This is a genomic window from Patescibacteria group bacterium (assembly GCA_041651155.1).
Lineage (GTDB): Bacteria > Patescibacteriota > Patescibacteriia > CAIXNZ01 > CAIXNZ01 > JAPLYF01.
The window spans coordinates 66444-78987 of record JBAZJU010000002.1; the positions used below are offsets into that span (position 1 = coordinate 66444).

Genomic DNA, 12544 nt, shown 5'->3' on the forward strand with positions numbered 1-12544 from the left:
AAGTCAACCCCAGTTGCTTTAAAAAACAAAAAAACAGGCTTTTAACCTGTTCTTTTTATGGAAATATTAAGATTTTGGAGTCTCTTCCTTTGGTTCTTCTGCTTTTGCTTCAGGAGCTACTTCGGCTTTGGGAGCTGGAGCTGGGGTTGGTTCTTCTTTTTTCTTTGTTTCAGCTATTTTAACAGCGCGTCTTTTGGTAATTTTGGTGACTTTTTTCTTTTTGCCTTCAACAATTCCCTTGGTTACCAGCAAATTCCAGACAGTTTCTGATGGCTGAGCGCCTTTACTGATCCAATATTTAATCCGATCAGCTTTTAATTCAGCAACTTTGGTGCGAGGATTATAAACACCAAGATTTTCCAAATAACTGCCCCAAGGATCTTTGGTTTTTTCATTGATGATTATTCTGTAATTTGGCTGTTTGGTTTTGCCTGTGCGTGAAAATCTAATGACTAGCATAATATAAAAAAAATTAACTAATTAGCTTTAGTTATTTTGTACTTTTAATATTATAATAGAAACAAACAGAAGTCAAGAGTTTTGGCTAAAATTATTGACAATATTAAAATTTTGTGCTATAATCTGATGAAGCTCAAAATATTATGTTTTTTACTAAAAAACCAATTACAAAGAAATTTTTCTTGCTTTTTGTGGCTGTTTTATTTGCCGGCTTTTTATTTTTCCCTCAAAAAAGCCAAGCAGCTGAAAATGATACTTATCCAAAATTAGCAAATTATTTTACTGGCTGGGATTTGACCAATGCTGACATAGGCCAATTAGCCAAATGGGATTTAGTAATCTTAACTCCTCAAGCCGTAGAAAGACAGCCGAAAATTTTAACGACATTAAGGCAAAAAAATCCGCGCATAAAAATCTTGGTCTATGTTTTGATGGAAGAAATTAATAATGAAATGCCGATTATTAATGCCTCGCCCTTTTATCAGCAAATTTACCAAAAAGTCAACCAAAATAATTGGTGGCTTAAGACTGCAGATGGCCAACACGTGGCCTGGTGGCCTAAAACCTGGATGATTAATGTGACAAATTCAAATGCGAAAGAGGCCTGGAATGATTTTTTACCACAGCTTGTTTATAATAATTTCCTAACAAATAATGATTGGGATGGCGTATTTTTTGATAATGTTTGGGATAACGTATCATGGCTGAATAAACCTATTGATACAAACAATGACAGCCTGGCGGATTCTCCTGCCTTAATGGACCAAAGATGGCAAGAGGGAATAACTAAAGTATTAACCGCAATAAAAAAACTGGCGCCTGATAAAATAATTGTTATTAACGCAAATTCTAACAATTATAATAATTTGCTTAATGGCCGCATGAAAGAAAATTTTCCAAACCAGAGTGAAGGCTATTGGACTGGCGCCATGAAAAATTATTTAACCAGCCAGGTCGGTTACCAACCGCAATATTATATTATTAATTCAAACACCAAGAATACCGGATCCAAAGATGATTACCGCAATTTTCGCTTTGGCTTAACTTCAACTTTACTCGGCAATGGCTATTATAGTTTTGACTATGGAGACCAAGGCCATACTAATGTCTGGTGGTTTGATGAATATAATTTCTTTTTGGGCAAAGGCGTAAGCGATCCCAAAAACTTGCTGGCTGCCGACTCCAAGGAAGTCAAACCCGGAGTCTGGCAAAGGGATTTTCAAAATGCCTTAGTTATAGTTAATTCAACTGAACAGGCTCAAAAAATTAATTTTGATGAGGAATATGAAAAAATTAAAGGATCCCAGGATACTTCTACTAATAACGGCTCTATTGTTAAAAGCCTGACGCTCAAAGCTCATGATGGTGTTATTCTCTTGCGCCGTATTGAAGAAATAAAAAACACACCTTATTATAATGGCTCTTTTGTACGCGCCTTTAACAAACTGGGCGATTCTGTCAGAAACGGCTTTTTTATTTATGACAAACAATTTAAAGGCAATACTCTGGTTGCAAAAAAAGATATCAATAAAGATGGCCGGCTTGAAACTATCTCTGCTGACCTGGCAAAAATTTCCATTTTTGATGCTAATAATATTTTACTTGATTCTTTTTATCCTTATGGCCAAGCTTATAACAAGGGCCTGAATTTTGCCATTACAGATTTTGAGAATGACGGCTTTTTTGAAATAGTCACTGGCACAATGCGCGGTTATGCTCCGCTGGTGAAAGTTTTTAATTATAAAGGCGAAGCTCAAGGTGAAGGTTTTTATGCTTACGCCAAAACTTATTTAGGCGGCGTTAATGTAGCAGCCGGAGATACTAATGGCAATGGCCAAAAAGAAATTGTTACCGGCGCTGGCTATATGGGCGGACCGCAGGTCAGAATTTTTGATAAAAACGGCAAAATACTGTCTGGCGGTTTTTTTGCTTATAGCAAAGATTTTCGCGGCGGAGTTAATGTTGCCTGCGGTGATATTGATGGCAATGGCATTGATGAAATTGTTACTGGCGCTGGTTATGGCGGGAGTTCTCATGTTCGTTATTTTAACAGTAAATTCCAGCCGCTAAGCCCTGGTTTTTGGGCTTTTGGCAAGAATTCTAAAACTGGAGTGCGTGTTTTTCTTAATGATTTAGATGGTGATGGCAAGCAGGAAATTCTAGCCGCTTCACCTGATACTTTTACCACAGCTATTAAATAAAGCATTTTTTACATTTATTTGCTAAACTTACTATATGAATGAGGAGCAACCAATAAAAAATTTACCTGGTGATAATGAAGATAAAAGGATTGTAAAAGTTGAAGCGAAACCAGTGGAAATTCAAAAAAAAGAGACAAAAGCTGGCTTAACAAAAATCAGCAATCTTAGAATTGATAAAATTGGCAGCCTGACTTTAAATATTATTGCCAAACCATTAAAAAATAGATATAACACTCATTATAAAAAAGAAAAACTATACCTGGTCATAGACATAATTTTGGCTGTAATTGTTTTGGTTTTGCTTGGCTCGCTCATTAATCTATGGTTATTTTCCAAAAATTCCCAGGTCCATCTAATGGATTTTAAAGTTACTGCTAATCCGACAAATCTAATTAATGGCCAGGCATCTGAATTTACCATAGACTATGCCAATAAAACAAATTCGGATTTATCTGATGTAATTCTAGTTTTAAAAATTCCCGACAGCTTAAAAAATCCTCAATATAATCTGCCTGATTTTAATTTAAAAACAAACACTTTGAATATCGGCAATTTGCCTGGCCATGCCCATGGCCAGCTGAATATCAAAGGATTTTTACTAGGCAACTATAATGACAATCATGAATTTATTGCTGCCATAACTTACAAAAATAAATATGGGCAAAGCCGGCAAGAATTTTTCAACCAATCTTTTACATTGACTGACTCGGTTGTTAAAGCCCAAATTATTTTACCGCCAAAAATTATTGCCAGCGGCAAATTTACAGCCAAAATAAATTTAAAAAATACTTCCAGCCTTGACTTTACAAATTTAAAAATAAAAATGCTCTGGCCTGATAATTTTTCATTCCTGAATTCTGACTTAGGCTCGCCATTATCCGCCGATCTTTGGCAAATAGAACAATTTAAAGCAAAGAGTGAAACCAGCTACAATTTTACTGGCAGGCTTTTTGGCCAAAAGCCCCAGGAAGAAAAATTTGAAGCTGAAATTTATGCTACTTCTGATCACACCGAGTATCTTTTAACCAAAGTGCAAAATTCTGCTCCTTTAGCATTTTCCAAATTAGAGCTGACCTTCTTAAATCAAGAAAACAACCGCTATATTTCACCGGGCGGAGAAACAACTTATACTTTGCATTATAAAAATAATGAAACTTACGCTCTAACCAATGTTGAAATTAGTTTAGACTTAAGCGGAGAATATGCAGGCAGCCTTAATCCTCTTAATTTTAACCAAAACACCAATCCTCAATTGGCTAAAATGGATCCAGGCGCTGAAGGCTCATTTGAAGTTCGAGCCAAAGCCAAGTCCATTATTAATTTTACTATTTACAAAGAAAATGGCTTTCAGCTGGAAGCGCGCATCAGTGCCGATTATGATGACCTGATGCAAAATAATCGCATAAATATTGAGAGCGCGCCAATTTTTACTCAGGTTAATTCCCAATTAATCTTAAAAACATTGGGTTTGTTTTATACCCAGCAAGGCGATCAAATCGGCGTTGGTTCAATACCGCCTAAAGTTGGCGAATATACTTCCTACTGGGCGATTATTCAGATTAATAATACTACTAACAAAATAAAAGATCTTAAAGTTATTGCCAAACTGCCGGCCGGAGTGGATTTTACCAATATATATAATGTCACAGATGGCGACCAAATTTTTTATAATGACACTACCCGGACTTTAGAATGGTCAGTTGATTCCATTTCAGCCTTAGCTGGTTATTTTAATCCTGCGCCAGAAGCCAGAATCCAGCTGGCTATTACTCCCACAACCAATCAAGTTGGACAAAGCCCTGCTTTGCTTACCAATATCACTGCGACAGCCACTGATACTATTTCTAATGCCTTTTTATCAGCTACTGGTAAAAATATTTCCACTGCCATTTTCACTGACCAAAGCCAAAATAAAGTTACCCAATAAAACATAAGTAAAGAGGCGGATTTCTACCCCGCCTCTTTTTAATTGACTAAACCAAAAAATTATATTATCCTTTTAGTATTGTTTTTTTTCGTTACAAATCTACGAATAACTACAAATGTTTACAAATAATTTTCACGCTGAACTTATTAGTAGATTAGTAGTCAATTCGTAAATTAGTATCCATATGAAAAATTACTCGCGTAAAACCAATAAAAAGTTAACGCGTTACCGCACGCCTTCAACTTTTCGCGCTAATATTAAATTCAATAAACTAATTAAAAAATAAAATCAAAATTTATACCTGGCTTTAGCCAGTTTCTTAATGCCCACTTCCGCCGTCGCTACGCTATGGCGGACAGGAAAGTGGGGAATAAATTTTAAACTTATGCAATACAAATACGACCTCAAAAAACTCCCCAAAAGCCAAGTAGAAATCTTGGTTACTATTTCGTTTGAAGAATTAAAGCCTTTTCTTGAAAAAGCCACCCAGCAGCTTTCTGAACAAACAAAAATTGACGGTTTCCGTCCTGGCAAAGTGCCTTTGGAAATTTTAAAGAAAAAAGTCGGTGAAATGAAAATCCTGGAAGAAGCGGCAGCACTGGCAGTGGAAAAATCTTATGTGGAAATCGCCACCAAAGAAAAGCTGGAGCCTTTGGGTTCGCCAAAAATTGATTTTGAAAAACTGGCTGCTGACAATGACTTTGTCTATAAAGCCACGGTTAATTTAATTCCTGAGATTAAAGTCGGCGATTATAAATCAGTAAAAATAAAAGAAAAGGAAATAAATGTTTCTGACGAAGAAATTGATAAAATTATAAATGAGGTCAGAAACCAAAAAGCCACTGAAGTTTTGGAAAATAAACCAGTAGGAAAAGGGGACCGGGTAGAAATTGATTTTGATATTTTCCGCGATAATGTGCCGATTGAGGGCGGCGCGCAAAAAAAATATCCGCTGGTTATCGGCTCAGGCCAATTTATCCCGGGCTTTGAAGAACAGCTAATTGGTTTGCAAACTAATGAGGCCAAAGAATTTGAAATAAAATTTCCTGAAAAATATCACAATGCCATGCTGGCCGGCAAACCTGCCAAGTTTAAAGTTAAAATGCTGGCAGTTTATAAAAGAACATTGCCGGAATTAAATGATGAATTTGCCAAAAGCCTGGGCATTGAAACTTTAGATAAACTTAAAGAACAAATCCGCCATAATGTACTTCATGAAGAACATCACAAAGAAGAAGAAAGGGTTGAAATTGAGTTGCTGGAAAAATTAATTGATAAATCCCAGTTTGGCGAAATCCCAGATGTCCTGATTAATTCTGAAGTTAATAAAATGATTCAGGAACTGGAAGCGAATATCGCCAGACAAGGTTTAAAGTTTGAAGATTACTTGAAACATTTAAATAAAACTACCGAACAAATGAAACTTGAATTTGTGCCTCAGGCCATTAAACGCGTCAAAGGCGCACTTTTAACTCGCGCGATTTTCTTAGCTGAAAAAATGGAAATTCCTGAAAGTGAAATTGATCAGGAAATTGAGGCTACTGGTAAAATGTACCAGCAATATCCAGATATGCTAAAAAATCTACAAACTCGTGAATACCGCGACTATATTACAAATATGATCGGCAATCATAAAGTCATGGATTTTCTCAAAACCATTTGCGTGGAACGAAGCGAGAAGAATAAAGAAATTGAGCATAACCATTAATTTTCTAAAACATCTTTTTACACAGAAGAAGCGATTTGCAAATCGCTTCTTCTGTTTTATGGGAGAAAATGTTTTATTTCCACATTTGTTGACGAAACGCCGGTGTTTCGCCAACGGCGTGATTAATAATATAATCCAAAACATTTTCGCTTTATCTTATCCATGCCCCTGTACATTAAAAATACCTAAAATTAGCTCCAAAAGGGCCATTTTAGGGCCAAAATCATCACCTAAATCCTTGACTTTTATTAGAATATATGCTACTATTAAATAATCCGAATTAAACCGTTTTTTAACAACAAAATCCTGCTTTGCGGGATAAAATTTGAGAGGAGAAAAAATGAGAGGACAACAGATGGGTGGAGAAATCGGAAACTCAAAACTTGTCTACACGACCAAAGGTGGCGTAAAGAAAGAAACTCCTAATACCGGCGGCTCGGATTATAAGACTCTTGAAACAGTTGAAGCAGTGCTCGTCAGAGTGCCGAAAAAAGACGGCCCATATTTCGTGAAACAAAGCGCGCACAGCTTCATTGCCAGTGGCAAAGATGTTGAAATACCCGAGCATTTTCGCCATGGCCTGAAAATCGGGAATGTGATTCTCAACCGTCTGTTCTTTGGGCTTATTGAAACAGACTTCGGCAGGATGATCGTCGCCAAGGTAGAGGTGGTAGAAAAAACCACTTCCTCTGGAGCAAAATACATTTTGCTCAACTTCCACAAAATCAAGAATGCCAAAGCGCCGCTGGAAATCAAAATATCCGATAAACTGTTATCAACAGAGGATATCAGAATCATCGGCACAAACCCCGCTCAATATATACACTTTAAAGCAGTTTGCTAATAGCCCTGCTTAATAAAATGACCGACGACCCTTTTGGAGAAATCCAAGAGGGTCGTTTTATTTTGGGCGAAAATGTTTTGGCTTTTATTCCCCGACTTAGACTTAGCGCCTACTACGAAACCCCGATGTATAAAAAACATTTTCGCTTTTTTAAAAAAACACAAAATCTTGACTTTAAATATCTTATGTTATAAAACTAAATCAGTTAAAGGGCCTGCTCTTTAACAATAAATCCGGAGGTGAGAAGCATGCTTCTACCAAACAGGTTACTGAACACGGTTTTAAGGGGAATCAAAAACGATGGAATAACAGTTAACTTCGTGAATAACGATTGGATTGCAATTTTGGAGGAGATGAAAAACTGCCTCAAATCAAATCTTTCAACCTTTGCGAATACTCCCTTGGGTCATGTCAGCTTATTTGGAGCAAAGGATCGCCAACCAATAAAAAAAGACCTCTTGGATGTTCCTAGCGATCCAAATAATTTTTCTTTATCCACTCCCGGGTTTTGGGCTGAAAATTATTCTTTTTGTGCAAATGTAGTTTTGCCAAAAGAATCAAATATCGGCACAAGCACGTTTTGGGGAATTACAAAAAAGGGAAATTGGGCAATTGTAGAACTAAAAGTTCAAAAAATCATTTTAGGGCATACAAAAGGGCTTGAAACCTGCCGCTACAAAGCACTGGAAATAAGTTGCGCCAGAGATTCAGACCTTCCCGAAATAGTCGCGCGATGCGAACGTTCTTACTTTAATGTCTGGGACAGCATAGTTGTGGCCGTACATGGCTGGGCAAAAAGAAGGGAAGAACTGGCAAAAGAAGCTATGCGCGTTCATGAAAGCATAGAAGCGCTCAATCAGATTATTACGAATAATGACTGGTAATTACCAATCAGCGACAAGGGCTCAAAAACGAGCCCTTTTTCTTTTCCCAAGAAAAAATGATAAGATTAAGTTATGGAGTAAAAAGTTCATCAAGTTCATAAAAAACTTTCTACTTTATATACTTTCAAACTTTACACTATTATGTTAGTCGCCATTTTTTCCGACACCCATGATAACTGGCTCAATATTGCAAAAGCCCTTTATTATTTAACTAATTTTTATGTTAAATCCAAATGAACAACCAATTAAAGCCGCTCCCAATGAAGAAATTTTTAAAATTGCTAAAGGCAAGGAAAAAAATTGCGCCTTTATGATTGGCAGTCTATTCCCAGAGATTAAAAATAAGGCTATCCAAGAACATTTAAATCTTATTGAAAAGGCACAGAATTATAAGGATTTTCTAAAATCTAAATCAAACGAAGAAATACTTTCAACTGCTTATAAAAAATTTGAGGAGCATATGAATGATAAAAAATATGAACTGGCTTATGGCATAGCATGTACTTATCTAAAGCAAAATCAAATTGAAAATTCTGGCCAAAAATTGCTTGAAGAAATTTATGAAAAATTAAAAAAATCAAAAAATAAAAAAGAAATTGCTGAATTAGCCGAAAAGATACTTGAAAAAGATAGGTTCCCCTTTTTACCCGAAATAAATAGGTCAAGCGATATGGTAGAGGATTCTTTGAATTTGCTTAATATGGTAAGAGATAAGCGAAGTAAAATATCTGAAATCGCCTTTTATTTAGGGGAATTGAACCAAAAAATTCTGAATTGGCTAATGCCACCTTTAAAAAACCCTTTACTTTCTGAAGCTGCTCACCTTTGGGCACGCAAAGCCATTATTTCTTTAATAAACAATAAAAAAAGGGGGGAAACTAATGAATTGGCTAGCGAATGGGAAAAGAAAAAATTTTTAGACATTGAAAAAGACGCTGATATTTTTGAAGAATTAACAAAATAATTATGCTCATTGCCCTTTTCTCCGATACACACGACAACTGGCCCAACATAGAGAAGGCCATTCATTATTTAAACAAACACAAAATCCGCACCATGATTCATTGCGGCGATATTTGCGCGCCTTTGACTCTTGAAGCCATGGCCAAACTTTTTAAAGGCAAAATCCATTTTGTCAAAGGCAATGTTGACGGTGATATTGAGGGCTTTAAGGAAAAAATCAGCCATCATAAAAATTTAAAGTATTACGGACAAACCGGGAAGATAGAAATAGGGGGACTAAAAATTGTATTTTGCCACATGCCGCTAGTTGCAAAAAAGATGGCTGCTTCTCAAAAATATGATTTTGTTTTTTACGGACATACGCACAAACCCTGGCAGGAAAAAATTGGCAAAACAACTTTAATTAATCCGGGAACTGTTGCGGGTTTATTTACAAAAGCTACTTTTGCCATTTTTGAGACTGAAACTAAAAAAGCGCAATTAATCATACTGGAAAAAATTTAAATCCTACGAAAATACAAAAATTTCCTTTAATGCTGACGTAAATTTGAATTATACTTTTTACTTTAAAATACAATAAAATATTTTTTAGCACTTATAACCAAATCCGTAGTTTCGTAGGCCAAAATTAAAGAGGGTACCAGTTTGGTACCCTCAAACGACGATAACCTCTTTAAGAGGCGGGGATTGGAACCCCACGATAGAATTTTATCGTGTCAGAACTTGATGCTTTTATTCTAGCAATTCTCTAATATTTGTCAATAGAAAAATCCCAATTTATTTATTTAAAAAAGTTAACTCTACAAAACTACAGTTCTCTATACAAATATAAAAAATCTCCCCAGGCCATGACGTTTTGTGTTTTTTTGAGATACAACTCACAAAAAAGTGTACTTACTAGAATTATTCGTATTATTTGTAGCGTATTCGTAAATTAGTATCCATAAAAAAAGAGAGGGCACTGGGTGGTGTGTCCTCTGACTAAATGAGTGAAATTGTGGCGGGCGGGGGAAAAGTACTGTTTTTAATCCTGGAAGAGCCTCTTTGGGGCTATTTTTTATTTACTTCTTTTTTTTTGAGCAGTGATAACAACTCCCAAACCAAATGTTTTATGGCACTTTTTACATTCAATCCAAATTGAATGAAGAATCCCCAACCGTCCACTACAAGATGGGCATTCCTTGGTCAAAGCCTTTTTTTGCATGGCCAGCAGAATTTTATAATAGAGCTGGTGCCTAAACAGTGGCTGGCAATTTAGACCTCCCATTTCAATCCTCCTCGCTTAATTAGTATGGTATACTATAAGTATAATTTATTAATATCCAATAATCAATGATCAATTTTAAATTAAATTGGTTATTGAAAATTGGTAATCGGACATTAATCATATGTGGGACATTTTAATAATTGCGTCAAAGCTTTTTTTGGCTGTAATTCTAGGCTGGATAATCGGCATAGAAAGAGAAACACTGGGCAAACCAGCTGGCAGCAGAACATATGCTCTGATTGCCTTAGGCTCTGCCTTCTATACCATCCTGGCGGTTCAAGGTTTTAATCAAACCATAATGGCCGGACAAATTATTGTGGGCATTGGTTTTATTGGCGCCGGCATGATTATTTTTCATAAACAGCATATTGAGGGGCTAACCACGGCCTCTGCTCTTTGGGCTATTGCCGCAGTCGGCATGGCCATTGGGATCGGCTGGTATATTGTAGCAATATTTGCCAGTTTATTGATTTTTCTTTTGCTTTTCATCGTCAGAAAAATTGAATTTTCTAAAAACAAAAAAAATACCTTATGGACACTATTCGACAAGAAATAAAAAATGAACTGCCTGTGCTAATTAGAAAAGCAGGGCAGGAATTGCTTAAAATATTTCATCACAGTTCAAAAAACCATCTTAAATTTAAAAGCAAGCATGAAATCGTGACCAGCGCTGATTTTCTGTCTGAAAAGATAATTTTACAAAAGATTAAGGCCTTAACTCCTAACTGGCGGATAATTTCAGAGGAAAGAGGTGATAATAAAAAGGCCAGTGATTATCTGTGGTCAATTGATCCTCTGGATGGCACAACCAATTTTTATATGGGCAATCCTTTATTTGCCGTGCAAATAGCTTTGCTTTACAAAAATGAGCCTATTTTGGCGTGGATTTATGCACCCGCATTAAAAGAATATTATTTCGCGGCCAAAAATAAAGGCGCATATTTAAATAACAAAAAAATTAGTGTTTCAAACCGGCCGCTAAAAAAAGCTCTTTTAACCTTTTGCCATGGCGATGACCAGGGTGATTTAAAAAGAGCGATTAAAATTTACGGCCATTTCAAATTGCACAGTTTTGACATTAGGCAATTAGGCTCAGCCGCCTTGGAATTTGGCTGGGTAGCCAAAGGCCGAACTGACTGCTATATTTCTCCTGGCCACAGGCTCTGGGATATTGCGCCCGGCATTCTCTTGGTTAAAGAAGCAGGCGGCAAGATTTATGACTTTCATGGCAAACCTTGGCGTCTTGGCGCCAAAAGCGTTTTTGCCAGCAATGGTGTAATTGATAAAGATATTTTAAAATTTTTAAAAAAACTTTAACCCTTTTTACGTGTCATCCAAAGCTTTAGCGTAGGATGACCCCTTTTACTCTTATTACCCTTCTTACCCTTTAACTCTTATGCTCCTCAAAATTAATTCCCAAAATCCTGAACCTGAAAAACTTGATCAAGTCGTTGAAGTTTTAAAAAATGGCGGCCTTATTGTTTATCCTACTGACACGATTTACGGCCTGGGCTGTGATATTTTCAATAAAAAAGCCATTGCTAAAATTTACCAGTTTAAAAAGCGCGAAACCAAAAAACCTTTAAGTATAATCTGCCAGGACATAAAAGAAGCAGCTAAATATGCGATTATCCAGGATTCCGCCTTTGCCCTATTTAAAAAATATTTGCCTGGGTCTTTTACTTTTATTTTAAAAGCGCGAAGCCAAACTCCCAAAACAGTCTTGTCTAAAAATAAAACAGTCGGCATTAGAATCCCAGCTAATAATATCTGCTTACAAATTGTTAAAATGCTTGGCAATCCCATAATAACTACTAGCCTAAATATCTCTGGACAGGAAGTTTTGACTAATCCAAATCAGCTGAGCAAGGAAATGCAAAATAAAATTGATTTAATCATTGATTCCGGCTCCTTGGGTCAAGAACCATCAACAATCGTTGACCTTAGCAATAACATCCCCCTTATCTTAAGAAACGGCAAAGGAAAATTAACTCTATGAAAAATGTAATAAAAACAATTTTAATAATTATTGTCTTTATTGTCCTGGCCATTGCTATTGCCATTGCCTTTACTACTTTTTTAGCTCCCAAAGAAGAATTAACCAGATATAGCGATTGCATTTTACTTCAAAATAGCAAAACCGGTAAAATAGGCTGTTTTGGCTGCGCTAATAATATCTGCAAAGATGCGAGCAAGGACTGGGTTACTTATAAAAAACCGGAAATAGGCATTCCCTATGCCTGCTTTAAATCTGACCAAGGCTGTGAATTAGCCCAATAATTGTGGGATTT

13 protein-coding genes are annotated in these 12544 nt (G+C 36.2%); 11 read left to right on the forward strand and 2 right to left on the reverse strand.

The features are described 5' to 3' along the window. Nucleotides 1-66: 66 nt before the first annotated feature. A complete protein-coding gene (gene rpsP / locus WC460_02345) occupies nucleotides 67-459 on the reverse strand; it encodes a 30S ribosomal protein S16 (protein MFA5188176.1) in 393 nt (130 codons plus the stop codon). Nucleotides 460-602: 143 nt separating this feature from the next. Here rpsP and WC460_02350 point away from each other — a divergent pair, with 143 nt between their 5' ends. From WC460_02350 to WC460_02380, 7 genes are all read left to right on the forward strand, one after another. Further along, nucleotides 603-2660: a putative glycoside hydrolase gene (locus WC460_02350; protein ID MFA5188177.1), complete on the forward strand. Its 2058-nt coding sequence runs from the start codon at nucleotides 603-605 to the stop codon at nucleotides 2658-2660. 34 nt (nucleotides 2661-2694) lie between these two features. Further along, nucleotides 2695-4587: a hypothetical protein gene (locus WC460_02355; GenBank protein ID MFA5188178.1), complete on the forward strand. Its 1893-nt coding sequence runs from the start codon at nucleotides 2695-2697 to the stop codon at nucleotides 4585-4587. Between the two features lie 385 nt (nucleotides 4588-4972). Next, nucleotides 4973-6295 carry a trigger factor gene (gene tig, locus WC460_02360; protein ID MFA5188179.1) on the forward strand — a complete coding sequence of 441 codons (1323 nt, stop codon included), beginning with the start codon at nucleotides 4973-4975 and terminating at the stop codon, nucleotides 6293-6295. Nucleotides 6296-6635: 340 nt separating this feature from the next. After that, complete coding sequence (locus WC460_02365; GenBank protein MFA5188180.1) at nucleotides 6636-7139, forward strand: hypothetical protein; 504 nt, start codon at nucleotides 6636-6638, stop codon at nucleotides 7137-7139. A 248-nt stretch (nucleotides 7140-7387) separates the two neighbouring features. Then, nucleotides 7388-8023: a hypothetical protein gene (locus WC460_02370; protein ID MFA5188181.1), complete on the forward strand. Its 636-nt coding sequence runs from the start codon at nucleotides 7388-7390 to the stop codon at nucleotides 8021-8023. Between the two features lie 220 nt (nucleotides 8024-8243). Beyond that, entirely contained in the window at nucleotides 8244-8987 is a 744-nt protein-coding gene (locus WC460_02375; GenBank protein ID MFA5188182.1) for a hypothetical protein, read from the forward strand. A 2-nt stretch (nucleotides 8988-8989) separates the two neighbouring features. Continuing rightward, complete coding sequence (locus tag WC460_02380; protein MFA5188183.1) at nucleotides 8990-9490, forward strand: YfcE family phosphodiesterase; 501 nt, start codon at nucleotides 8990-8992, stop codon at nucleotides 9488-9490. A gap of 553 nt (nucleotides 9491-10043) precedes the next feature. Here WC460_02380 and WC460_02385 read toward each other — a convergent pair. Continuing rightward, nucleotides 10044-10253 (reverse strand): hypothetical protein, encoded by a 210-nt coding sequence (locus tag WC460_02385; GenBank protein MFA5188184.1) that lies wholly within the window; start codon nucleotides 10251-10253, stop codon nucleotides 10044-10046. A gap of 121 nt (nucleotides 10254-10374) precedes the next feature. On the opposite strand from WC460_02385, the gene WC460_02390 reads away from it, so the two are divergent. The 4 genes from WC460_02390 (at nucleotide 10375) to WC460_02405 (ending at nucleotide 12533) form a co-directional block, all read left to right on the forward strand. Further along, complete coding sequence (locus tag WC460_02390) at nucleotides 10375-10809, forward strand: MgtC/SapB family protein (protein ID MFA5188185.1); 435 nt, start codon at nucleotides 10375-10377, stop codon at nucleotides 10807-10809. Next, entirely contained in the window at nucleotides 10785-11570 is a 786-nt protein-coding gene (locus WC460_02395) for an inositol monophosphatase (protein ID MFA5188186.1), read from the forward strand. The genes WC460_02390 and WC460_02395 overlap by 25 nt, the downstream gene beginning before the upstream one ends. Nucleotides 11571-11649: 79 nt before the next feature. Further along, nucleotides 11650-12252, forward strand: coding sequence for an L-threonylcarbamoyladenylate synthase (locus tag WC460_02400; GenBank protein MFA5188187.1), 603 nt, complete (start codon nucleotides 11650-11652; stop codon nucleotides 12250-12252). Then, on the forward strand, nucleotides 12249-12533 hold the full coding sequence (locus WC460_02405; GenBank protein ID MFA5188188.1) for a hypothetical protein: 285 nt from the start codon (nucleotides 12249-12251) through the stop codon (nucleotides 12531-12533). Before WC460_02400 ends, WC460_02405 begins: the two co-directional genes overlap by 4 nt. The last annotated feature ends 11 nt before the right edge of the window (nucleotides 12534-12544 follow it).